General features: G+C 40.0%; 22 protein-coding genes and 1 pseudogene. 14 read left to right on the forward strand and 9 right to left on the reverse strand.

Going from position 1 to position 25569, the window contains the following annotated elements:
- Positions 1-3: 3 nt before the first annotated feature.
- Complete coding sequence (locus LRQ06_RS02390; protein ID WP_232764843.1) at positions 4-1035, reverse strand: porin; 1032 nt, start codon at positions 1033-1035, stop codon at positions 4-6.
- A gap of 505 nt (positions 1036-1540) precedes the next feature.
- Here LRQ06_RS02390 and dinG point away from each other — a divergent pair.
- The 8 genes and pseudogenes from dinG (at position 1541) to xthA (ending at position 8705) form a co-directional block, all read left to right on the forward strand.
- Positions 1541-3625 carry an ATP-dependent DNA helicase DinG gene (gene dinG / locus LRQ06_RS02395; protein WP_232764844.1) on the forward strand — a complete coding sequence of 695 codons (2085 nt, stop codon included), beginning with the start codon at positions 1541-1543 and terminating at the stop codon, positions 3623-3625.
- Positions 3626-3670: 45 nt separating this feature from the next.
- Positions 3671-4225: a primosomal replication protein PriC gene (gene priC, locus LRQ06_RS02400; RefSeq protein WP_232764845.1), complete on the forward strand. Its 555-nt coding sequence runs from the start codon at positions 3671-3673 to the stop codon at positions 4223-4225.
- A gap of 2 nt (positions 4226-4227) precedes the next feature.
- Positions 4228-4404, forward strand: a complete 177-nt coding sequence (gene rsmS / locus LRQ06_RS02405) for a pleiotropic regulatory protein RsmS (RefSeq protein WP_232764846.1) — start codon at positions 4228-4230, stop codon at positions 4402-4404.
- Positions 4405-5134: 730 nt separating this feature from the next.
- Positions 5135-5539 carry a hypothetical protein gene (locus LRQ06_RS02410; protein ID WP_232764847.1) on the forward strand — a complete coding sequence of 135 codons (405 nt, stop codon included), beginning with the start codon at positions 5135-5137 and terminating at the stop codon, positions 5537-5539.
- Between the two features lie 497 nt (positions 5540-6036).
- Complete coding sequence (locus LRQ06_RS02415) at positions 6037-7155, forward strand: hypothetical protein (protein ID WP_232764848.1); 1119 nt, start codon at positions 6037-6039, stop codon at positions 7153-7155.
- Between the two features lie 71 nt (positions 7156-7226).
- On the forward strand, positions 7227-7481 hold the full coding sequence (locus tag LRQ06_RS02420; protein ID WP_232764849.1) for an ogr/Delta-like zinc finger family protein: 255 nt from the start codon (positions 7227-7229) through the stop codon (positions 7479-7481).
- A gap of 84 nt (positions 7482-7565) precedes the next feature.
- A pseudogene (locus tag LRQ06_RS02425) lies at positions 7566-7769 on the forward strand (tyrosine-type recombinase/integrase); the annotation flags it as partial.
- Between the two features lie 123 nt (positions 7770-7892).
- Positions 7893-8705, forward strand: coding sequence for an exodeoxyribonuclease III (xthA, locus tag LRQ06_RS02430; protein WP_232764850.1), 813 nt, complete (start codon positions 7893-7895; stop codon positions 8703-8705).
- Between the two features lie 84 nt (positions 8706-8789).
- On the opposite strand, the gene LRQ06_RS02435 is transcribed toward xthA, so the two are convergent.
- From LRQ06_RS02435 to LRQ06_RS02450, 4 genes are all read right to left on the reverse strand, one after another.
- On the reverse strand, positions 8790-9467 hold the full coding sequence (locus LRQ06_RS02435; RefSeq protein ID WP_232764851.1) for an ABC transporter permease: 678 nt from the start codon (positions 9465-9467) through the stop codon (positions 8790-8792).
- A 2-nt stretch (positions 9468-9469) separates the two neighbouring features.
- Positions 9470-10210 carry an ABC transporter permease gene (locus LRQ06_RS02440; RefSeq protein ID WP_232764852.1) on the reverse strand — a complete coding sequence of 247 codons (741 nt, stop codon included), beginning with the start codon at positions 10208-10210 and terminating at the stop codon, positions 9470-9472.
- Between the two features lie 85 nt (positions 10211-10295).
- Positions 10296-11072 (reverse strand): L-arginine-binding protein AotJ, encoded by a 777-nt coding sequence (gene aotJ / locus LRQ06_RS02445; RefSeq protein ID WP_232764853.1) that lies wholly within the window; start codon positions 11070-11072, stop codon positions 10296-10298.
- 46 nt (positions 11073-11118) lie between these two features.
- The gene (locus LRQ06_RS02450; RefSeq protein WP_232764854.1) at positions 11119-11889 is read right to left on the reverse strand and encodes an ABC transporter ATP-binding protein; all 771 of its coding nucleotides are present in this window, start codon (positions 11887-11889) and stop codon (positions 11119-11121) included.
- Between the two features lie 593 nt (positions 11890-12482).
- Here LRQ06_RS02450 and pflB point away from each other — a divergent pair.
- Positions 12483-14759 carry a formate C-acetyltransferase gene (gene pflB, locus LRQ06_RS02455; RefSeq protein WP_232765458.1) on the forward strand — a complete coding sequence of 759 codons (2277 nt, stop codon included), beginning with the start codon at positions 12483-12485 and terminating at the stop codon, positions 14757-14759.
- 84 nt (positions 14760-14843) lie between these two features.
- Here the strand turns inward: pflB and LRQ06_RS02460 are convergent, their stop codons facing one another.
- Positions 14844-16724 (reverse strand): methyl-accepting chemotaxis protein, encoded by a 1881-nt coding sequence (locus tag LRQ06_RS02460; protein WP_232764855.1) that lies wholly within the window; start codon positions 16722-16724, stop codon positions 14844-14846.
- A 208-nt stretch (positions 16725-16932) separates the two neighbouring features.
- Between LRQ06_RS02460 and pflA the strand changes: the two genes are divergently transcribed.
- From pflA to LRQ06_RS02485, 5 genes are all read left to right on the forward strand, one after another.
- Positions 16933-17673 (forward strand): pyruvate formate lyase 1-activating protein, encoded by a 741-nt coding sequence (gene pflA / locus LRQ06_RS02465; RefSeq protein WP_232764856.1) that lies wholly within the window; start codon positions 16933-16935, stop codon positions 17671-17673.
- A 186-nt stretch (positions 17674-17859) separates the two neighbouring features.
- Positions 17860-18360 carry a YfbU family protein gene (locus LRQ06_RS02470; protein WP_232764857.1) on the forward strand — a complete coding sequence of 167 codons (501 nt, stop codon included), beginning with the start codon at positions 17860-17862 and terminating at the stop codon, positions 18358-18360.
- 285 nt (positions 18361-18645) lie between these two features.
- The gene (locus LRQ06_RS02475) at positions 18646-20580 is read left to right on the forward strand and encodes a PrkA family serine protein kinase (RefSeq protein WP_232764858.1); all 1935 of its coding nucleotides are present in this window, start codon (positions 18646-18648) and stop codon (positions 20578-20580) included.
- A 140-nt stretch (positions 20581-20720) separates the two neighbouring features.
- Positions 20721-21992, forward strand: coding sequence for a YeaH/YhbH family protein (locus tag LRQ06_RS02480; protein ID WP_232764859.1), 1272 nt, complete (start codon positions 20721-20723; stop codon positions 21990-21992).
- 14 nt (positions 21993-22006) lie between these two features.
- Complete coding sequence (locus tag LRQ06_RS02485; protein WP_232764860.1) at positions 22007-23542, forward strand: SpoVR family protein; 1536 nt, start codon at positions 22007-22009, stop codon at positions 23540-23542.
- Between the two features lie 111 nt (positions 23543-23653).
- Here the strand turns inward: LRQ06_RS02485 and kdsB are convergent, their stop codons facing one another.
- Genes kdsB through lpxK form a run of 3 tightly spaced genes read right to left on the reverse strand, consistent with a single transcriptional unit; the run spans position 23654 to position 25567 of the window.
- Positions 23654-24403, reverse strand: coding sequence for a 3-deoxy-manno-octulosonate cytidylyltransferase (gene kdsB / locus LRQ06_RS02490; RefSeq protein ID WP_232764861.1), 750 nt, complete (start codon positions 24401-24403; stop codon positions 23654-23656).
- Positions 24403-24582: a Trm112 family protein gene (locus LRQ06_RS02495; protein ID WP_232764862.1), complete on the reverse strand. Its 180-nt coding sequence runs from the start codon at positions 24580-24582 to the stop codon at positions 24403-24405. The genes kdsB and LRQ06_RS02495 overlap by 1 nt, the downstream gene beginning before the upstream one ends.
- Entirely contained in the window at positions 24572-25567 is a 996-nt protein-coding gene (lpxK, locus tag LRQ06_RS02500; protein ID WP_232764863.1) for a tetraacyldisaccharide 4'-kinase, read from the reverse strand. The genes LRQ06_RS02495 and lpxK overlap by 11 nt, the downstream gene beginning before the upstream one ends.
- Between the last annotated feature and the right edge of the window lie 2 nt (positions 25568-25569).

Consider the following 25569-nt stretch of genomic DNA (forward strand, 5'->3'; position numbering starts at 1 on the left):
AGATTAGAAAGAAACTTCCATACCAACAGTGTAAGCTAGATCGTAGTCAGAATCAGCTACATCTTCTTGATCAACATCAACATAACCAACTTCAGCGTATGCACGAACGTTTGAGTTCAGAGTACGTACGTATACACCGTATAAGTTGTTTGCTTCAGCTCTAACGCCTGACGCATCATCATCAGCATTTACGTAGCCAAGTGAAAATGCGTTTACTTGGTCCATTGTGTAAGTTGCATTGATTTCAAAGATATTCACATCACTAACTTCTGCATTATTGATGTCTTTGCTGTCATTACCGTAAGAAGCTGCCATGCTCCATGCATCGTTGAATGTGTAAACAACTTCTAGATTGTAACCGTCTTCATCGCCTTTTGAAGCACTGAAGTCATTTCCAGCAATGTCGCTACCGAAGTCAACAGACTCACCTTTGAATACGTACAAGCGAGCATCAAGACCACCGGCACGGAAACCAATACGACCATCAGTAGATGTTTCATCTGTTGTATTGTCAGTATCGCCTTCATCTAGGTCATGAGAAATACCAAAGTAAAACTGACCGTTGTCATAAACGTATTTAATTACGTCAGTGCCGTTGGTAGTTTCTTGTCCGTATTGACCGTAACCAACTTCAAAGTCAGCACCGATACCTGAATCATCAGTAATTAGGTACTGGTCACCAAATGTAACTGTACCCAAAGTATCGCTTGCAAAACCAACGTACGCACCGTCACTTTTAACATTGCGGTTAGTATCATCATCATTTGAATTTGCTTCAAATGTCTGGTTCAAACCAGCAACTGCAGTCAGGCCATCAGTGATATCAACACCTACAGTTAAGTCGATTTGTGCATCATCGATACGAATTTCCTGAGAAACGTCAGTACCTTCTTTTTCATAAGTCTGGTAGAACTGAACTTCACCTGCACCTGAAAGAGATACAGAAACACCATCGTTGTTATAAACTTCTGCTGCGTTTACTGAACCAGCTGCTGCCGCTGCCAGAACAGAAAGAGCTACTAGAGTCTTTTTCATATTAATCCACTGCCTTTTCTTAAATTAGGAATTCCTATATTTGGATCCCTTTTGTTTTTTTGACGACACTAAAAAAGTTTTTAATGTCTCCATTAATTTCACTGACTAGATTGCAAGAGAATTGCCTATATGTCAAATATTATAAAAATCAATAAAGAAATAATAAAAAATCTTTATATTCAATAAGATAGATACCCCTCTACACTGCACTGGCTATTTTTTAAGCGACACCGTAACAAAACTGACGCACTTAATTTTGCTCAAATAAAGAATAAAAAACCAAAAATCAATATAATAAAGGTAAATTTTGGAGTTTTATAAACAAAAAAATAAAAAAGGCTATGAATAATAATTTTTTAGGTCTAAAAATATAATAAGTGATTGTCCCGACGATTTTTTTTGTGAAGAAGATCTTATTTTTTCACCTAAAATATAATTTTTAGGGAACTTCTGGATAGAAATAGAAATGTGATAATATTCTCCGGCTACTATAACGGAGAGATTCATGCTGAGCCCAAACATTCAAAATAGCATTCAGCAGAGTTACAAAAATCTGCAACATCATTTAGAAAAATTTGTCCCGAGAAGAGCTCAGAATTACTTAACTTCAGAGATAGCAAAAACACTCTGCGGTTCATATCACTCATCAAACCGGATATTGGTTGCAGAGGCCGGAACGGGAATTGGCAAATCCCTCTCCTATTTAATGGCTGCGATTCCGGTAGCAATTTTAAACAATCGTAAGCTTATAATTTCAACGGCAACCGTAGCATTACAGGAACAACTTATCACTAAAGATTTACCTCTTTTATTAAGGGTAAGTCCATTAGAGTTTCAGTTCCGTATTGCGAAAGGGCGTCAGAGGTATTGCTGTAAACAGAGGCTGGCAACCCTTGCAACGGATCAGCCGGACCAGCAATTGGGATTATTAGATTCTCCACCTGATGAAACAATACAGCCTTTAATTCAGGAGCTGTATGCTGCAATTTGTAAAAATAAATGGGATGGTGACAGAGATAACTGGTCATCCACTATTCCTGATGAACTATGGAGTCTTATCGTCAGTGACAAACACTCCTGTCATCATGGGTTTCACCAGCACCATCAATGCCCATATCAGAAAGCCCGTCAGGAACTGGACGTTGCCGATATAATCGTTGCAAATCACCATCTGGTTTTAGCTGATGCAGAGCTGGGAGGCGGTGTAGTTCTTCCTGACCCCGAAAATTGTATTTATATTTTTGATGAAGCACACCACATTGCCTCTATTTCACGTGACAGTTCTGCAGCAGCGGCAAGTATAAAAGGCGCGTCTAACTGGCTGGAAACACTCAACAAAAATTCCGCGAAATATCTGAAAAATCTGGATGAATCCCGGGCCTATCGATTCCGGAATGAACTTACCGATGCCATTCAGCAAATTATTCCACTCCTGAAAGACGTAAAACAAAACATCACGCAGTCTTATTTTCACGAAAACATTTGGCGTTTTGAGCATGGAGAATTACCAGAATGGCTGGAAAGCATTGCCAGAGATCTGAAAACACTGACAAAAAAAGCCAATCAAAACTTAGGGAAAATAACGGATCTCATTGCAGAACGGGTAAAAGAAGGCAATTTATCCACTAAAGTAGCCGACCCTCTACTAAATGAGCTCAGTTTTTACCTGTTGAGAATGGATAATCTGACTCGTGTGTGGAGTATGATGGCAACGCCCGCTAAAGAATATGGAGCACCTCTAGCCCGCTGGATTGAATATAAACAAGACAACCAGGATGATTTCATCGTTAATGCCTCTCCTCTTGAAGTCGGTTGGAAACTGGATCAGCAATTATGGAGCCGGTGCGTCGGTGCGGTATTTGTCTCGGCAACATTAAGAGCGTTGAACTCATTTGATCATTTCTGCTTTCAGACCGGAATCAGCAATAAAGAACAAGATGGCGTAAAATTTCTTGCACTGGCCTCCCCCTTTGATTATCAGAACCATGCTGAATTACTGATCCCCGCCATGGAGTCAGAACCTTCTTCAGATAAATTCACGGATGAATTGGCAGAAAAAATACCTTTTTATATAGAAGAGAAAAAAGCAAATCTGGTTCTGTTTTCTTCTTATTGGCAAATGGAAGCTGTTACAAAAAAAATATCAAAAAAGCTAAAAAGGAAGAAATGGCAACTGTTAGTGCAAGGAAAATCCTCAAGACAATCGTTACTCAACTCCCATTCTTTCACTATAAAGATGGGCGGAACCTCGATTCTTTTTGGTACCGGCAGTTTTTCTGAAGGGCTCGATCTGCCTGGAAATTTACTGGAAAACGTCATTATTACTAAAATTCCTTTTTCAGTACCGACATCCCCCATTGAGCAGGCACATGCCGAATACATTGAAAGTAAAGGTGGAAATGCCTTTTTACAAATTGCTGTTCCTGATGCCAGTAAAAAACTTGTTCAGAGCGTTGGTCGGCTTATCAGAAAAGAAAGTGATTCAGGAAGAGTGGTTATACTGGATCGCAGGATTGTGTCAAAACGATATGGACGCTCTTTACTTGACTCATTGCCTCCACTAAAAAGGACAATAGAATATATTTCCTAAATTTTTAGCGCCATTCGCAGAAGACAGCCATTAGAAACCGAAATTATGAAAATAAACAAACTCGAAGAATTAAAACAACTCATTCATTCTATGGAAGACTCTGCTAAAGCAATCGACGATCAATTCGGGGAGCACAATTCAGCGCGTTTTGACAAAACGCTCTTCAGTTGTAATTCAAAACTTCTGTTTCCTTGTGTACAGGAACTGAAAAATACCTATCATGAACTTAGAGAAGCATTAAATTCTCTTAAACATAACAATAATCAGACGATTGAGTATCTTAGTGAGCGATTACTCAACCAAATCAGTGCAATACAAAGAGAATTGGCCACATTAGGACTCAGACGTAAAGAGCCGAAAGTATCCTTTAAAGGATACACTGTCGATGATTTATACCAGCAGTTGGCTCAGCATCAGGATTGGGAAAGAAGACTGAAAATGATGATTCAGGATAAATCGAGTGAACTGACTCTCAGTTCGCAATCTCAGAAGCAACCAATTCAACAGCAAATTCTCAATCTTGAATTGCGACTATCCCGATGCCAACAATCTAAAAATCAGTTAGAGAAAAAAATCGCATTAAGAGAAAGGAAAGGATAATAATGACATCAATAGATAATGCGCCAAAAGAAGTACAACTCGCTGTAGACTTAATTTATCTGCTTGAAACAAATGAAGTAGATCCACATATTGCGTTGAAAGCATTAGAAATTGTCAAAAAAGACCTTTTGGCCAAATCCGCAAAATCAGATAATGCAGAAGCCAACGCTCTACTTTAGAAGTTGTTATCCCCACATAATAGGAATGCTCAACATATGAAAATAATCAGTTTTAAAGGGAAACGATAACCACATAACAATTGCTTAAACCTGACAACCAGCGGCATTTGTGATTACGGTGGTCTGTTTGAGTGCGGTGTAGTTGATAGCAAGTTAAGCGGGCTTTATAACTATGACTACAGAATGAAGTACGTAACCATCAGAGACTCAATGACCTCACTCCTGATGAAGTCTACTTCGGCAGGCAGATTACGCAATATAAGCTGGATCAGCCACTTAAAGAATTAGTTTATGTGTCCAACCATTGGGGTTCACTCCTGAATTCCCATTTGTATTTGATGAGAAATGGCTTCTAAGCTAATAAACTATTTTTTTGAAAAGTGCTTTTTCAGAGTAAATCTGTCCTTCAACCCCCTTATTCTGTAAGACCTGAGCCTAAGTTGGCTATAGGGAATTTCGCGAAAATAAAATTTCAAAATTTTTTGATCAAAAACATCGCAGGCGGGTGTAGTGCAGAGCGGATTATGTGGGTGTTCCTGTCAAGAGATTCTTAATAAAACAGATAATAATATGTTTGTTTATTAAAATGTTAATTATTGTGATATCTATTGCATATTAATTTATTCCACACTAGATGAATTATGAAATAAAATGAATACAGGTAATATCTCTATGAAGCTTTTGCTTCTTTAATCAATGAATTAAGAAATATTATTCAATAGAGGTAAGTATGAAAATAACTAAGTATCTTTCACTTGGTCTTCTTTTACTGAGTTCATCTACAGTATATGCTTTTACTGGTGACTTTGCGGGTTCATGGAAATTCAATGTGGATGGTCACTCATATGATGTGACTTTGACACTAACAAATGGAAATCTCATTAGCGGGACAATGCTTGATACAGAATACGAACCAGTCGAAACAAAGTTAGTTGGAGCTTATTACGGCAACGTAATTAAATTTACACAGCAAAGTAATACGGCGACGATGACAACACCACCTCTAACGTTTACTGGATATGCTTTCGAGGGTAACAACAGTAATGCAATGGCTGGAACATTTTCATATCTTCAAAACAACGATAATACTGAGTCGCCAAACCCAATAAAAGGCTGGTATGCAACAAAAAATTAGCTCTTTCTGTGATATGACATTTTTGTTTATTCGCTATCACACATAATGGAATAAAGATCGAAAAGCTCAACTCAAAAATATACTGGTTGAGCTTTTTATTGCTTGTTCTTGCCCTTCTAACACTATTTACATTTTAGTAATTGGGTTTAACAGACCCTTCATTATCCAGCTGTCTTCTCAATGCCCCATGATGGTACCGACCTGATTGGGTGCGGATGTAGGCTTTGCTTAAACTGCGCAACCATTAGTCGGTCTCCGGTTTCTGGCCGGGAAAGATGAGATGGGAGTATGCGAAAGATGAGATCATTCCGGTTTGTGAAATAATCATGGATGAGGTGAATAGTAACTTGGAAATTAATCAAGAGATCAGGCTATCATTTTCACTCAGTTTGGATAATAAAAACTGAAACCGATACCAGCTATTCTATAATTTATTTATATGAAATAAATATCAATCATTCTGAAAATAAAATAAATACATCATGGCTGGGTAAATTATGAATATATCAACAATATTAGTTGCATCTTGTACTTTTATACTGACTGCGTGTGCTAATTTTACCAGTGTCCATCGCCCTCTCAATATAGATGATGGAACTGGAGCATTAATCGATATAAAACAAAGAGGTATCATTGTTTCGAAACATAAAACGACAGATAAAAACAATAATCTTATATCTGAACGAACCTTTGTTTGTGCTGAACCGAGTCCGGATGCAATGTCTGCATTTGCAGCAGAAACATCAATTAGCATTCCCGATAAAGTTAAGCTAGCCAATGCATTTCAGGAAGGCTCAACATATACTGGATTAAGAACTCAAAGCATACAATTACTTAGAGATGGCATGTATCGTTTATGTGAAGCCAGAATGAGTGGTTTTATCGACGATGATGAATATAATCTACTAATTCGTAGATACCAAAAAAACATGGTAGCGCTACTAGCGATAGAACAACTTACCGGAACGATAAAAACACCGGTAACATACATAAGCACATCAGGTTCAGCATCTTTATCTCAAGATATAGAGCAAAGCGAAGCATCAATTGAGAAACTACAAACTGAAATAGCCTCATTGACAACTGAAATTGAAGCTGAAAAAAACAATGGAGACAATGCTAATCAAACCGTAATTTCTTCTAACCAACAAAAAATTGCCAACAAACAATCTCTAATAGCATCATTAAAGCAATCAATCGAGAATAATAAATCGATGATAGCATCTGGTTCAGCAACTGCATCTGTTGTTCAAACATCTCAAAGTGAAAACGCTACTAACACACAGAGCATACAGAATGTGCAGAATGCGGTTCAACAAATCACTCAAAGCATAATAAACTCAGATGATTTACCAATAATTTGCATTAATTATTTAAAAACTGATAGTCCAAATAATAGTATATCCGGTGTATGTAATACCTTTCTTACGAGTTTAGTAAACAGCAAAAAAGATTTATTTAACAAAAAACTAGAATTAGCTGATTCATATATACAAGCAAATAAACTAGAGAAAGCAAAAATCATTTTAGATTCTATGGATAATAGCCTAAAAACATATTCCTATTCTGATCCATCAATTTTTAATACTTTATTAAATAAAAAAGAGGGAAAATAATTTTTTTATCACTGTATAATACAACAGCTATTTGACGTATCATAAGTACGTTAAATAGCTAGGTGTTTGTTATGAAAGTACTTTGTCCTGAATGTGAAAGCAAGGCCATAATACAAAAATCAAACCATAGATCTGCGAAATATAGTAACCTGTATTGTTCTTGCTCGACCCCGGAATGTGGTCATACGCTTGTGATAAATTTAAATTTCAGTCACACATTAAGTACGTCTGCAAAAACAACATCTCAACTGTCATTCAACTTAATAAACGCGTTAGTCTCCGAAGAACGGAAGAAACTGCAGGAACAATTAAACTTTTCTACTTAGTAAAACCTTCGGTGCTTAGCGCACAGCGTCCAGGATCAATTCCATCGCTTCTTTCAGAATATCTCGGTTTTCTAATGGCATAGGGTTACGCTGCCCGATGGACAAGCGACTCATGTACTTCGTCATACCTTTGCGACAAATTTTATGAGAAATGGTGGTAACATTCTCGACTTAAAAGAAACTCTCGGTCATTCTAAGATCGAACAGACAATGATTTATGCCCATTTTTCACCAAATCATTTATCATCTGTTGTCCGGTTAAACCCGATTGCCGGCCTTAATTTATAGGTATAAAAATGGCGACAGAGAATGTAATCTGGCGTTAAAAACCGGTTTAAACCGGAATTAATAAAAATGACAATCCCTTATACATCAAGGGATAGCAAGCTTTCAAAGGGGTAGGAACCACATATGAAAATAATCAGCTTTAACATTAATGGCTTAAGAGCACGATTACATCAATTACAGGCAATTATCGACAAACATAACCCTGACATTATTGGCTTGCAGGAAATCAAAGTACATGACGAAGCGTTCCCGATCGATGCGGTTGAGGCCATGGGGTATAACGTGTATTTTCATGGTCAAAAGGCCCATTATGGTGTGGCTCTACTCTCCAGAAATCCGGCAGTTTCCATCCAGAAAGGGTTTCCGACCGATACCGAAGAACATCAGAAACGAATGATTATCGGGACGTTTGAAACTCCGTCAGGAAAAACACTGACAGTGATGAACGGATATTTCCCTCAGGGAGAAAATATCAATCACGACATAAAATTTCCTTATAAACGGCAGTTTTATTCTGACCTGAACCAATATCTGAATACCCATCACTCCAATGAAGAAAATCTGGTTATTATGGGTGATATCAATATCAGCCCGGAAGATACCGATATCGGTATTGGAGAACCGAACCGGAAACGTTGGTTAAAAACCGGCAAATGTTCTTTCCAACCGGAAGAACGCGAATGGTTTCAGACACTTTGTGACTGGGGACTGGCCGATACATACCGTGTCGTGAATCCGCAACAGACTGAACGGTATTCGTGGTTTGACTATCGTTCAAGAGGATTTGATGACAACCGGGGGCTGAGAATCGATGTGATTCTTGCGACATCCTCTGTTGCCGAAAAGTGCATTGAATCAGACATCGATTACGAACTGAGAGGCATCGAAAAACCGTCTGATCACGCCCCTATCTGGTCTGTATTTAAAGAAATGTAGAGACGGAATAACAGGTATTAAGATGGTATCGAAAGAAAGACAGAACACGTCTGCTGTTCCGTCTTTCTTTTTATTATGCCAGAATTAATTTCTGGGTTTCAGATAAGCCAATACCCGTTTCTCAACCTGCTTAAACGTACCGATAAGAATAAACGACAGGAACATATAGAAAATACCGGCAGTCATAAAGGCCTCAAAAGGCGCATAATAACGCGCATTCACTAATCTGGCGGCTCCGGTTAAATCAATAATGGTGACAATACCCGCAACAGCGCTGCCGTGAAGCATAAAAATCACTTCATTGCTGTAAGCCGGTAAAGCCCGCCGCAAAGCGCTGGGCAAAATAATTCTCCGGTAAATCTGAGTCGTGCTCATGCCAAATGCTTTTGCGGCTTCTATCTCACCTTTGTCCAGACCATTAATTGCCCCACGAATAATTTCTGCCGTATAAGCAGAAGTATTGAGAACAAACGACACTAAAGCGCAGAACCAGGCATTTTCCCATAACGTCCCTTTTACCGGAATAAACTGGTCCAAACCGTAATAAATAAGATAAAGCTGGATCAATAACGGCGTGCCACGAAAAAAGTAGATATATAACCAGGACGGCCCATAAAGAATGGCCCACTTACTGTTTCGGATAAGGGCAAGAGGAATAGCAACGGTCAGACCAATCACTAAAGATAAAAGCACTAACCAGGCAGTGGTCCATAATCCACTTAAGTAAAGAGGCAAACTTGCTATAACAATTGAAAAATCCATAACTATTTCGTATGTGCGTTATATTTTCGTTCCACAAGGCGCAAAAAGCCCGTCGAAACACTGGTGAAAAACAGAAAGATGATCGCGACCGTCATATAAAAGGTAAAAGGCATTTTGGTCGAACCTGCGGCAACGGCGCCCATCCTGACCATATCTTCAAGACCGATAATGGAAACCAGAGCCGTCGTTTTTAACAGCACCAGCCAGTTATTACCAAAGCCGGGAAGAGCATGCCTGACCATTTGAGGAAATAAAACCCGCCGGAATGACAACCAGGGCCCCATGCCATAAGCCTTCGCGGCTTCCAACTCTCCGGCATCGACGGCGAGGATTGCCCCCCGGAACGTTTCCGCCATATAGGCACCAAAAATAAAGCCTATTGTCAGAACACCGGCAATAAAAGGACTGACATCAATGTAATCTGGAAGATACGATACCCATTCATGGCTGGGATCCTGAGATAAGAAATAATTATTCAGCCATTCATTCACGGCATACAAACTGTTATTCAGGAGTATTTGCCCACCAAAGAAAATAAGCATCATGAGAATAAGATCCGGTATTCCACGGATCACTGTCGTATATAGGGTTGCAATGACTTTCGCAACCCGGTTAGACGATAATTTCGCGACAGCACCTAATAAACCCAGCAATACAGCCAGAAGAAGAGAAAGAAGTGCAACTTCTATTGTTAACAGAGCACCATTAAAAATGGCCCCTTCGTAACCTTTAAGATCCAACATTATAACTTCTAGATCGGGGAATGATTTGACAGGATTGAGAAGGTGCGACTCTTTCACACCTCCCCATACAATGACTAATTAAAAATTAGTTTCCATATACATCATAGTTAAAGTATTTGGCTTCAATTTTCTTATATTCGCCATTCTCTCTCAACGCTTTGATCGCTTTGTTCAACTTCGCAGTCAAATCTTTGTCCTGCTTCCGGGTCGCGATACCAAAACCATCACCGAACCATTTCGGGTCAGTCAGAGTCGGGCCGACAAACTGGTAGTTCTCTCCGCCTTTTTTCTTCAGAACACCATCCTCAAGCGCAGAGGCATCTCCCAACACAGCAGAGATTCGGCCGTTTGCCAGATCAAGATACGCTTCATCAAAAGAACCATAACGCACAATATCGACAGAACCACCATAATTATCCGTTAAATACGTATCGTGAGTAGTGGAACGCTGAACACCAATTTTAACGCCTTTCAAACCTGCTTTTGTGAACGTAATATGCGTACCTTTTTTCGCGATAAACTTGTTTGGCATCAAAGCGTATTTGTCCGTGAAATCAACTTTCTTCTTACGTTCTTTTGTAATAGACATACCTGCAATAATGGCATCATATTTACGAGCAAGAAGCGAAGGAATAATTCCATCCCAATCCTGCTGTACAATTTTGCACTTCACCTGCATCTGTTTACACAAGGCATTAGCGATATCAACATCAAACCCTTTTAATGAACCATCGGCTGCCGTCCAGTTAAACGGAGGATATGCCCCTTCAGTTCCAAAACGTACCACCTTCCAATCTTTTGCCTGAGCAACCCCAGTGGTTGAAACAGCCGCTATAGCTGCCATCAATAGCCATTTTTTCATATTTATACTCCTGTAATTATTGTTTTTTTATCCGACACTACTCATCTTAGTACACCGAAGAGATAAACTGTTTGAAACGCTCAGACTCCGGCGAATTAAACAGTTTTTCAGGATCACCCTGTTCTTCTACTTTTCCCTGATGAAGAAACATCACATGATTGGAAACATCACGGGCAAAAGCCATTTCATGAGTAACCACTAACATGGTTCTCCCTTCATCAGCCAAATCTCTCATGACACCCAACACTTCTCCGACCAATTCAGGATCCAGAGCCGAGGTCGGCTCATCAAAAAGCATCACTTCCGGATTAACCGCCAAAGCTCTGGCAATGGCCGCACGTTGTTGCTGACCACCGGATAAATGGCTGGGATAATAATCTTTTCTCTCATAAAGCCCTACTTTCTTCAGCAACTGTTCCGCCGAAACAATAGCCTCATCTTTACTGATACCCAAAACATGTACCGGAGCTTCAATAACATTTTCGATAACGGTCATATGAGACCAGAGGTTAAAACTCTGAAATACCATTGCCAAACGGGAACGAATTCGTTGTACCTGCTTCTGATTGCCCGGTAGATAGAGACCTCGTTTGTTAACCTTCATTTCTATTTGTTCGCCATTTACCCAGATATCACCGGCTGTCGGAGTCTCTAACAAATTAATGCATCGAAGGAAAGTACTTTTACCAGATCCTGAAGAGCCGACAATGGAAACGACATCTCCTTTATGAGCTTCTAATGAAATTCCTTTTAAGACTTCATTATCTCCGAAGGTTTTGTGGAGATTCTGAATACTAAGCGCTGGACATCGACTCATGCGCTGTTGCTCCTTGGACTTTAACTGGTTTAACTTAGCAAATATCGCTACAAACTAGCATCTGAACGGGGAAGATTCAACAAATTATTAACCTATCACTAAAGCATAAGCAGATATTTTATGTGATTATATATTCACAAATTAGCACAAAACTTCAATAAAAATGCTAAAAATCAAAATAAACGCAGCTTTACACTTTAGTTTGATAAAATTTCTCATACAGAGTAACTACATATTTTTATCATTCTTAACATCAATCTTTTTACTGCCAGTGATACAAAATCCTCTATTTATTCGTCATATTGTTGAAATTATCACCAAAGACTCTTCGGTTTTTTTAATATTTATTGATTTAGTTTAAGGTTTGCTTGTTTTTTTTAATATAAGCTTACCTCCATCGTTGAGTCGCAATAAAAAACTGTGCTTCAAAGTGAACAATCCAAATGCAATATCAATGGTTGATATCTATAGTTGTTATTAGCTTTTTATATTGTTTTTTAATCAGAGAGTGCACTGCGTTCCTCAAATCAGGAAAAGCTTGCTCAACAGCAACAGCAGTGCGTGTTTTTTCTACTAATAAAGGTAGGTATGTCATGGCAGAGCAATTTGCTAAAGCTTGGGAAGGTTTTGCTGAAGGTGATTGGCAAAACGAAGTAAACGTACGAGACTTCATTCAGAAAAACTATACACCTTATGAAGGTGACGAATCTTTCCTAGTTTCTGAAGGCACTGAAGCAACTAAGTCGCTTTGGGCTAAAGTAATGGAAGGTATCAAACAAGAAAACTCTACACACGCTCCTGTAGATTTCGATACTGACGTTATTTCTACCATCACATCTCATGATGCTGGTTATATCAACAAAGACCTTGAAAAAATCGTTGGTCTTCAAACTGACGCTCCTCTGAAACGTGCGATTATCCCTAACGGTGGTATTCGCATGGTTGAAGGTTCTTGCAAAGCATATAACCGCGAATTAGACCCTGAAGTTAAAAAAATCTATACTGAATATCGTAAAACTCACAACCAAGGTGTGTTTGACGTATATACTCCTTCAATTCTTAAATGTCGTAAAGCTGGTATCTTAACTGGTCTTCCTGATGCTTACGGTCGTGGTCGTATCATCGGTGACTACCGCCGTATCGCTCTTTACGGTATTGATTACTTGATGAAAGATAAATTTGCACAATTTACTTCTCTTCAAGATGATCTAGAAAATGGTGTTGATCTTCGTGAAACTATCCAACTTCGTGAAGAAGTTGCTGAACAGCACCGTGCTCTTGGCCAAATCAAAGAAATGGCAGCTAAATATGGTTGCGATATCAGCCGTCCAGCAGAAACTGCTCAAGAAGCAATCCAATGGACTTACTTCGGTTACCTAGCTGCTGTTAAATCTCAAAACGGCGCTGCAATGTCTCTAGGTCGTACTTCTACATTCCTAGATATCTTCATTGAACGCGATATCGCTGCTGGTAAACTAACTGAAGAACAAGCTCAAGAACTTGTTGACCACTTCGTTATGAAACTACGTATGGTTCGTTTCCTACGTACTCCTGAATACGATGAATTGTTCTCTGGTGACCCAATCTGGGCAACTGAGTCAGTCGGTGGTATGGGTCTTGACGGACGTACTCTAGTTTCTAAAACTAACTTCCGTTTCCTAAACAGCCTATACACAATGGGTCCTTCTCCAGAGCCAAACACTACTGTTCTTTGGTCTGAAAAACTACCTGAAGGCTTCAAAAAATTCTGTGCTAAAGTGTCAATCGATACTTCATCTATCCAGTATGAAAACGATGACCTAATGCGTCCAGACTTCAACTCTGATGACTACGCAATTGCATGTTGTGTATCACCAATGGTTGTTGGTAAACAAATGCAGTTCTTCGGTGCTCGTGCTAACCTTGCAAAAACCATGCTTTACACCATCAACGGTGGTATGGACGAAAAACTGAAAATCCAAGTTGGTCCAGAAATGCCAAAAATCACTGACGAAGTACTTAGCTACGACGACGTGTGGGCGAAAATGGATCACTTCATGGACTGGTTGGCAAAACAATACGTTACAGCATTGAACGCTATTCACTACATGCACGACAAATACAGCTACGAAGCGTCTCTAATGGCTCTTCACGACCTACATGTTAAACGTACTATGGCATGTGGTATCGCTGGTCTTTCTGTTGCAGCTGACTCTCTATCAGCAATCAAATACGCAACTGTTAAACCAGTTCGTGACGAAGATGGTCTAGCAATCGACTTTGAAATCGAAGGCGACTACCCTAAATTCGGTAACAACGACCCTCGCGTAGATGACATCGCATGTGAACTTGTTCGCGTATTCATGAACAAAATCCGTGAACTTAAAACTTACCGTGATGCTATCCCTACTCAGTCAATCCTTACTATCACTTCTAACGTTGTGTACGGTAAGAAAACTGGTAACACTCCTGACGGTCGTCGTGCTGGCGCTCCATTCGGTCCTGGTGCAAACCCAATGCACGGCCGTGATGAAAAAGGTGCTGTAGCATCATTGACTTCAGTAGGTAAACTACCATTTGCTGACGCTCAAGATGGTATTTCATATACTTTCTCTATCGTACCAAACGCGCTTGGTAAAGAAGAAGACGCACAACGTGCGAACCTTGCTGGCTTGATGGATGGTTACTTCCACCATGAAGCTGGTATTGAAGGTGGTCAGCACCTTAACGTAAACGTGCTAAACCGCGAAACTCTGCTAGACGCTGTTGAACATCCTGAAAAATATCCACAGCTGACAATCCGTGTATCTGGTTACGCTGTTCGTTTTAACTCTTTGACTAAAGAGCAACAACAAGACGTAATCACTCGTACATTTACTGAATCAATGTAATATTTCTTATATTTGATTAAAGCAAAACCCGCCATCAGGCGGGTTTTTTCTTATTGGCTAAATAACACTTATTAAATCATTCGATTACACCGTAAACTGCATACAATCCTGAGATAAACCAGAAGAACGATCATCAACGATCTGACTGGTTGTTCTTAACGTTTCATGATGTTCTTCTAAGCTTTTCATCAAGGAAGAAATTTCTGCCATACTATTCGCCATAGACTGACTGGTCTGAGCCAGTTCTTTAATTGAAGCAGAAATCACATCTGTTTGGTTAGTCGCTTCATTGGCTTTCTCGGTAATTTCCGTTAACGCATGTCTTGCTTCCTGTCCTTTCCCCTGCCCGATGCGGACAGTACTCTCCGACTGCTCCATAAACTGAATGACATTACTGCTTTCACTTTTCATTGTTGCTATCGTCTGAGAAATTTCAGAGACAGCATTAACTGTTCTGACGGCTAAACTGCGAACTTCATCTGCAACAACCGCAAAACCTCGTCCTTGTTCTCCGGCCCGGGCAGCTTCAATCGCAGCATTCAAAGCCAACAAATTCGTTTGCTCGGCAATTCCATTAATAATTTCCATTACAGAATCTACCTTAGCCGACGCTTCCTCTAACTGCTTGGTATGACTTGTCGCGTTCTTTAAAATGTTCCCGGCATCTTCCAGACTCATAATAGCGGACTCAATAACCATTCCCCCATTTTCAGCTGCTACCGCTGATTGACGGCTAACATCAGCAACTAACTCTAAAGAATTTGAAACTTCCTGCGCTGTTACACTGACTTCTTCTGTTGCAGATGCCAATATTTCTGCCTGATGTAACACATCAGACTGAGCCCGGATCAAATGATCTAATCCGGTATTTAACGATGCAGAATCTCCGGATAATTCTTCACTACTTGACTGAACTCTTCGGACCAGTTTCCCAAGATGCTCACAAGTATCATTAATTGCTATTGCAAGCTGGTTAAACTCATCTTTTAAATTCGCAGTAACATTTAATCGCTGAGATAAATTTCCTTTGCTGACTTTATCAAGCACATTTTTTGTCTGTCTGAGAGAACGGGTTAAAGAAAAACTGATCAAGACGAAGATAAAAACCGTCAGAACAGCCAGACAAAAACAGGCAATCAAGACGGATAATTTTGCTTCCTCTGCGTTACTGTTCGCAATAATTTGATATTCCCGGCTTTTAGTAATCAACTTTGACGATGCATTTTCAATAAACGTCTGAGCACTTATTCTAACTTTATCGACCTCAGCAGCATGTTTTTTTAATTGCCCTGATAGTATTACTGCCCGGTCAAACTTTTTCTCCAGGTCCGCAAGGTCTTTACCATAAAGGTCAAGCATGGCATACGTTTTGGAAATATTTAAAAATTGCGTTTTTGCCCTTTTCAGTAAGCGGGTTGTTTTCTCTGATGGAGATTCAAGAAAATTTTGTTGTGCTTTTATAAAGTCCTGAAATTCACTTAAAACAGTCACCATTCCTGTTTCGTGAATTTTATTTGAAATACCAATGATTGCTGCCTGTATAGCTCCGGTTAACCCTTCTTTTTTTGTAAAACCTAGCTCTGCCTTAATTTTAATCCAGGGCATTAATGTCGCATTATACTGATTAATTGCTGCCCCCAGTTTTTTTGATTCTTCAGAAAACCCGAACTGATCCAAAAACTGAATGTCTGTGTTCACTTCTTTTTTTAGCCCCGATAGTTTTTTCTTAAAATTATCAACGCTGCCACTAGACAATTTTTCTGCCTGGGAGGCAATGAGTAATAAATCCGCCTGAGTTTCAAACAGACTGCCAGCCCCTCGCGAAATAACGCCACTCTGATCATATTTCACGGTCATATGTGACAGTCTGGAACTAATAAACATTGCCGTCACCAGAAACCCAATACACAATAAAATAGTAAAAGTAACCATTTTTTGTTTCTGAGATAAATTTTTCACATCCATGTAATTCAGTTCTCCAAGGATAAATACAACAACTTTAACCCGAGCCTATAAAAACCTTCCAATCTCAAAATTAACACACTTTTGACAAAATTATCACTTTTTTTACACACTGAGAACACCAAATTATTTCTTACTATCCAGACATATCCCTACATAAAGAAATGAAAATGTAATAAAATAACTAAAACAAAAATATTGAGATTAAGTCATGTCAGCAATTGGTCGAATTCACTCCTATGAAACCTGTGGTACTGTTGATGGTCCGGGCATCCGTTTTATCGTATTTACTCAAGGTTGTCTGATGCGTTGTATGTATTGTCATAACCGGGATACCTGGGATGTTCACGGAGGAAAAGAAGTGACCGTCGAGGAAATCATCGATGAAGCGAAGTCCTACCGGCATTTTATGAATGCATCTGGTGGTGGTATCACCTGCTCAGGTGGGGAAGCAATGCTCCAGCCTGAATTTGTTCGAGATCTTTTTAAAGCCGCTCATGATGTTGGTATCCATACCTGTTTGGATACCAACGGATACATCCGAAAATATACACCAGTGATTGACGAAGTTTTAGATGTTACAGACCTTGTTATGCTGGATATTAAGCATATGAAAGACGAAATACATCATGATTTTGTTGGTGTTTCGAATAAAAGAACACTAGAGTTTGCTGAGTATTTAAATAAACGAGGCCAAGATACCTGGATTCGTTACGTCGTTGTACCGGGTTACACTGACGATGACGAATCTGCACATTTACTTGGTCAATTCATCAGACCCATGCTGAACATCTCCAAAGTTGAGTTATTGCCGTACCATAAGCTGGGAGCTCATAAATGGGAAGCATTAGGCATCAAATATCCTCTTGAGGGAGTAAACCCTCCCCCAAAAGAAACAATGGACAGAATTCAAAATGTTCTTCTTCAATACAAAGATAATGTAAAATATTAAATAAACGTTTATAAACAAACTGATAACATTTACTTCCCATAATCTAATCTAAATCAACTTCCCGGTAAAAAATCGATTTTTATCGGGAAATAGTGTGTTCAGATCATATTTCAAGCACGTAGTTAACGCTATTCTGAATCCATCGGAAACAGATAACTTTTAATTTGATATTAATAGGTACACACTATGGAAATGACGAATGCTCAACGACTCATTTTATCGAACCAATATTATCTAATGTCTCAGTTAGACCCAGAGAATTCATGCAAATACAAAAGATTACAAACTATTGTTGAGCGAGGATATGAGCTCAATATGAAAGAATTGAGTAAGCATTTTGGTTGTCTGCATAAGGAAGATTGCAATGAGGTTATTGATATTTTAGAAATGTACCATGCCATGCAGGAAAGCTATAAAAATCTCTCAGCAGAGCAACAAACAGATGTCGATGAACGTCGCCTTCATTTCCTTGGTTTTGACCTTTCCACTGAAGCAGAGTTAGTCCATTACGTACGTTTTTTAATTGACTCTGAAGGTATGTATACTCACTTCGATAAAGAAGACCATTATTTTAATAGCCAGATGCCCATGCTTGATAAATATCGTCGCATGTTAAAAACATGGAAAGATTGTCCACGTCAATATCATCTTTCAACGTCTGAATTCTGCCAGATACTTTGCTCATGAAAACACATAAAGAAGAGGTTCTGTTAATCTCTTCTTTTTCTTTAACACCTCACTAACCTAACTTATATCGCCAAAATATTATTTCTCCTCTCTCTTATTTATACGGTTTATTACACTAATTTTCTTCTCCTGACCGCATGGCATTCGGTTCTTTGTGAAGAAACTTTTTTTAAATAAACACATATTTTTTAAGCAGAATTGTCATTTTGAGACTAGGCTTAAAATGTTAACAGTTTGCGTTTAAACGGTTACATGTCATTTCGACATTTTAGAGGGGAATTCACTATGAGTATTTTTGACCACTTCCGTGCGCGCTACGAAGCAGCAAAAGAAGAAGAGCTGTCGTTGCAGCAATTTCTGGATCTGTGTAAGGATGACAAAAGTGCTTATGCCAATGCAGCGGAACGCCTGCTTATGGCTATAGGTAAACCCGAGTTAGTAGATACGTCCAAAGATCCCAGGCTGAGCCGTATCTTTTCTAACCGAGTGATAGCTCGCTATGACACTTTCAAGGATTTCTACGGAATGGAAGATTCCATCGAGCAAATCGTATCATATCTGAAACACGCAGCTCAGGGCCTGGAAGAGAAAAAACAAATTCTATATTTACTGGGACCTGTCGGTGGCGGTAAATCTTCGCTTGCGGAGAAACTAAAAGATCTGATGCAACAAATGCCAATCTATATCCTGACGGCAGATGGCATTCGCAGTCCGGTGAATGATCACCCGTTTTGTTTATTTGATGTGAATGAAGACGGAGATCTTCTTCATAAAGAATATGGTATTGATAAACGTTATCTGAAAACCATCATGTCACCATGGGCCGCCAAACGCCTTCACGAATTTGGTGGCGATATCACTAAATTTAAAGTCGTTAAAGTCCGTCCGTCAATTCTGGATCAATTGGCAGTTGCTAAAACAGAACCGGGAGACGAAAATAATCAGGATATCTCTTCCCTTGTCGGTAAAGTGGATATCCGCCAGTTAGAACATTTTTCTCAGGACGATCCTGATGCCTACAGTTATTCCGGTGCACTATGTCGTGCGAACCAGGGCCTGATGGAGTTCGTGGAAATGTTTAAAGCACCAATAAAAGTGCTTCATCCTCTGCTGACTGCAACTCAGGAAGGAAACTATAATGGTACGGAAGGTTTATCCGCATTACCCTATGAAGGGATGATCTTGGCGCACTCAAATGAATCGGAGTGGCAGACCTTCCGTAATAACAAAAACAACGAAGCATTTCTGGACCGCGTATACATTGTCAAGGTGCCATACTGCTTACGTGTTTCCGAAGAAGTGAAAATTTATCAGAAACTGCTTGATCACAGTGAACTGGTGAATGCACCGTGCGCACCAAGTACATTAGAAACACTGGCGCAATTTAGTGTTTTGTCCCGCTTAAAAGCACCGGAAAACTCATCAATTTTTTCTAAAATGCGTGTTTATGACGGCGAAACATTAAAAGACACGGATCCAAAAGCAAAAAGTTATCAGGAATACCGCGATTATGCAGGAGTAGACGAAGGCATGGGCGGACTCTCTACCCGTTTTGCTTTCAAAATTCTGTCCCGTGTATTTAATTTCGATCAAACAGAAGTTGCTGCTAACCCTGTTCACTTATTCTATGTGATAGAACAACAAATAGAACGGGAGCAGTTCCCTCAGGAAACAGCAGAACGTTACCTTGAATTTCTGAAAGGTTATCTGGTCCCACGTTTCGTGGAATTTATTGGCAAAGAAATCCAGACAGCCTATCTGGAATCCTATTCTGAATACGGACAAAATATCTTTGATCGTTATGTCACCTATGCCGACTTCTGGATACAGGATCAGGAATATCGGGATCCGGAAACTGGACAACTGTTTGACCGCTCAGCACTAAATAATGAGCTGGAAAAAATCGAAAAAACAGCAGGTATCAGTAACCCGAAAGATTTCCGGAATGAAATTGTTAACTTTGTGCTGAGAGCAAGAGCAAACAATAACGGGAATAATCCGGTTTGGACAAGTTACGAGAAACTCCGTACAGTTATTGAGAAAAAAATGTTTTCCAATACAGAAGAGCTGCTACCTGTTATTTCATTTAATACAAAAACCTCATCTGATGAGCAGAAAAAACACGACGACTTTGTCGCGCGTATGATGGAAAAAGGCTACACAGAGAAACAAGTCAGACTGCTTTCTGAATGGTATCTGCGTGTACGCAAATCTTCATAATTCGCTGCATTTGGTTGATGCTGCATAAATGCACTCACAGAGGAGGAAACCCGATTTCCTCCTCTGATTAACCAGCTTTTCGGTTTGGGTGCACCTTCTGGCACGTATTTTGGTCAGAAGAAACGAATGAGGGGAAATTCATGGCGCAATTTATTGATAGAAGGCTGAATGGTAAGAATAAAAGCGCGGTGAACCGCCAGAGATTCTTACGTCGTCATAAACAGAAAATCAAAGAATCGGTAGCAGATGCTGTCAATCGTCGCTCTATTACCAATACAGAAACTGGTGAAGAAATCACGATACCGAAAAAGGATATTAGTGAACCTATTTTTCATCAGGGTAAAGGTGGTTTCAAAGAAAGAGTACATCCGGGTAATGACCAGTTTATTACCGGTGATAAAATTGACAGGCCGCAAGGAAGTGGAGGCTCTGGTAGTGGCGCTGGCGAAGGTGATGCCAGCCAGGATGGTGAAGGGACTGACGATTTTGTTTTTGAAATATCAAAAGATGAGTACCTTGATATTCTCTTTGAAGATCTCGCACTGCCTAATCTGGAAAAAAGACAAATAAACCGAATTACTGAATGGAAAACTCACCGGGCAGGTTTTCAGACATCAGGGGTGCCAACCAATATCTCGGTTGTTCGTTCACTTCAGCAGTCTCTCGCCAGAAGAACGGCAATGACAGCAGGAAAACGTCGGTTGTTACATGAGTTAGAAGACGAATTAGAACGAATCAAACAACATGAGCCTCCAGAATTACTGGAACAAAAACGCCTGAAAAAAGAAATTGAAGAACTAAGAAACAAAATCAAAAGTGTCCCGTTTATTGATACCTTCGATTTAAGGTATAAAAATTACGAAAAACGTCCGGTACCATCAAGTCAGGCTGTCATGTTTTGCCTGATGGATGTATCCGGCTCAATGGATCAGGCGACCAAAGACATTGCAAAACGTTTTTATGTCTTGCTCTATCTGTTCTTAACCCGAACCTATAAAAACGTCGAAGTCGTATTTATACGCCACCATACACAGGCAAAAGAAGTCGATGAGCACGAATTCTTCTATTCTCAGGAAACAGGAGGAACCATTGTATCCAGTGCTTTGAAATTAATGAAAGAAATCGTAGAAGACCGATATCCTGTAGATCAATGGAATATCTATGGCGCACAAGCATCTGACGGCGATAACTGGGCAGACGACTCCCCACGCTGCCGCTCATTATTATCAGAAGATCTACTGCCAAAATGTCAATATTATGCCTACATAGAGATCACCCGTCGTTCTCATCAAACTTTATGGCATGAATACCAGCATCTCGAAGAACTTGATAATTTTGACATGAAAAATATTCAGTCAGTCGAAGACATTTATCCAGTTTTCAGAGAGCTGTTCCACAAAGAAGACGCGTAACAGGAGTATTGGTTATGACAACGAAAACAAAAAAGGCCACTCCGAAGAAAAAAAGTAAAATGTTATCGGATGGCCCGGATTGGACATTTGATCTGCTTGAGCAATATCATACTGAAATAAAACGAATTGCTGAACACTACCGGCTGGACACTTATACCAACCAAATCGAGGTCATTACATCAGAACAGATGATGGATGCCTACTCAAGTATTGGTATGCCAATAAACTACCACCACTGGTCTTTCGGTAAAAAGTTCATCCAGACAGAGCAAGGCTACCGTCACGGTCAAATGGGGCTGGCCTATGAAATTGTCATTAATTCAGATCCATGCATTGCTTATCTGATGGAAGAAAATACCATTACCATGCAAGCACTGGTCATGGCTCACGCCTGTTACGGCCACAATTCATTCTTTAAAGGAAATTATCTGTTTCAAACCTGGACTGATGCCGGTTCTATTATTGACTACCTGCTGTTCGCCAAAAGTTATATAGCCCGATGCGAAGAAAAATATGGTGTAAAAGAAGTTGAAGAAATTCTTGATTCCTGCCATGCATTGATGAACTTTGGTGTAGACCGGTACAAACGTCCGGAAAAAATTTCCATCGCGGAAGAAAAAGCACGTCAGGAAGAGCGGGAAGTTTATCTGCAATCTCAAATTAATGAACTATGGAAAACATTACCGAAAGCCAAAGAGCTGGAAGAAGATGAAAAAGTCCGTTTCCCAAGCGAACCACAGGAAAATATTCTCTATTTTATTGAAAAACATGCCCCTCTTTTGGAACCATGGCAAAGAGAAGTGGTACGCATCGTCAGAAAAATCAGCCAGTATTTTTATCCTCAGAAACAAACCCAGGTTATGAATGAAGGCTGGGCCACATTCTGGCATTACACCATTTTGAATCATATGTACGACGAAGGGCTGGTTTCAGAACGGTTCATTATTGAATTTCTCCACAGTCATACCAGCGTTGTTGCACAGCCGGCATACAACAGCCCGTATTACAGCGGCATTAATCCTTATGCTCTGGGATTTGCGATGTTCCGGGATATAAAAAGGATTTGTGAAGAACCAACCGATGAAGATAAAGAATGGTTTCCTGAATTGGCAGGCACCAACTGGCTGGATGCGGTTCACTTCGCAATGCAAAATTTTAAAGATGAAAGTTTCATCAGTCAGTATTTATCCCCGAAATTAATTCGCGATTTCAAACTATTTTCCATCAGTGATGATGATGAGAAAAACTTTATTGAGGTAAGCGCTATTCATGATGAATCCGGATACAAAAAAATTCGGGAAAAACTGGCAGCCCAATACAATTTGAGTAATTTGGAACCCAATATTCAGGTCTATAACGTGAATATTCGGGGTGATCGCTCCTTGACATTGCAATACGTTCCGCATAACCGGGTTCCTCTTGACCCGAGTTATAAAGAAGTTCTGAAGCATATTCATCGACTATGGGGATTTGATGTCACTCTTGAAGAGAAAACAGACTCCGGGCGTTCTAATATTTTAGGAACCTGCCCATTAAAACACGAGGACTAGCTCTGGCCTATCCAATAAAACAACGTGGATAAGAACACCGGGCACACAACAAAAAAGGAGCTTAACTAACCGGCTCCTTTTTCACTTTACACTACATCATAAAACAACGATTTACTGGTGGGTAACTACCCGTCTGACGGTTTCAAGATCGTCCGGTGTATCTACACCCGGAGGTGGCGCTATCTCAGCAATATCAACATGGATCTTTTCTCCATGCCACAGTACACGCAGTTGCTCTAAACTTTCGATCTTTTCTATAGGACTGGCTGGCAAATTAATGTATTTTTCAATAAAGCCTGCCCGGTAAGCATAAATACCAATATGACGTTTTAACGGAGCGACGATTTCTTTTGTCGTTGAAAAATTAGCTCTGTCCCATGGAATCGGTGCTCTGCTAAAATAAATGGCAAATCCCTGAGCGTCAGTAACAACTTTAACAGCATTAGGATTAAACACTTCTTCTTCAGTATCAATTTCAACGGCAAGCGTCGCCATCGGTGCCGAATTGGTTGCCAGATTTCTGGCAACCTGACAAATAATTTGAGGCGGAATAAGGGGTTCATCCCCCTGGACATTAACAACAATCTGATTGTCTTCAATACCCATTTTTTTCACAACCTCAGCCAACCTTTCCGTACCGGATTCATGAGAAGCAGATGTCATACAAATCTTTCCACCAAAACTCTCAACAGCCTTTTGCACCCGTTCGTCATCCGTTGCAACAATGACATCATCCGCACCGGATTTTATCGCCTGTTCATAGACCCACTGAATCATCGGTTTCTTACCGATAAGAGCTAATGGCTTACCCGGTAAACGTGTAGACTGATATCTGGCCGGTATAACAACAGTAAAAGACATTATCGTCCCTCATCCATCGACATCGTTCTTGCTTCTGGCTCCAACAACACAGGAATACCACCTTTGATAGGATATGCCAGTCGATCAAACTTACAAACCAACTCCTGACGCTCCTTGTCATACGCTAATTTACCTTTGCATACAGGGCATGCGACAATTTCTAACAGTCTATGGTCCATACTGCTTTATGACCTCTTCAATTTTGTGAATAATCTTTGCTTCATCCGTGGTACTGAACTTAGCACTCACAGGAAGATACCACCAGTTATCTTTGGCAAACTGACGACATTTCACTGCATCTTTTTCTGTCATAACAACGTCTCCGTCATGTGCCAGAAAGGGGGCTAAGTCAGCTTCAGTAAATACCTGATGGTCACTAAAAGACACCGTTTCCACAATATCTGTATTCAGCCCTTTTAGTGTCATAAAAAAACGCGGAGGATGACCGATTCCGGCAAACGCTATTACACTGGACAGACTTGCTACATCTTCTGTCTCTCCGGTGACTAAGTTAACAGCCCGCTCAGGGCACAGGGTCATTGACATCTCCCGGGATTTCTCCGCACCATTGTTGATAATAAAATCAACACTATCCAACCTTTCCAATGACTCTCTCATCGGTCCCAGAGGAATAAAATGCCCATTACCAAAACGCCGCTTCCCGTCAACAACGATCAGCTCAATGTCACGGGTCAACGCATAATGTTGTAGTCCATCATCGGAAATAATGATGTCGACATCGTACTGTAATAACTCTCTGGCTGCATCAGTCCGTTTTGGTGCAACAATAACAGGTAAACCGGTCCGGACAGCAATTAATTTCGGCTCATCACCACACTCTGCCGGCTGAACGCCATCCGAAACCCTTAACGGATAATGTTCTGACTTCCCACCATAACCCCGGGAAATAATCCCCGGTTTATATCCTTTTGCCTTGAGAGTTTCAGCAAGCCAGATGACAACCGGAGTCTTACCGTTTCCTCCAGCCGTAATGTTACCCACAATAACCACAGGAACAGGACTACGGTAAGAGACTTTCTTTCCAGATAAAAAGTCATTCTTTCGTTTAACACTTATCCACTTATACAGTCTGCTGAGAGGATACAAAACCGGGAAACAAAGCCAGGCAATTAAAGAGCGTTGAAACCAAAGTTTCTCAATCACAA

Origin of the sequence: Vibrio salinus (assembly GCF_021272385.1) — a bacterium.
Lineage (GTDB): Bacteria > Pseudomonadota > Gammaproteobacteria > Enterobacterales > Vibrionaceae > Vibrio > Vibrio salinus.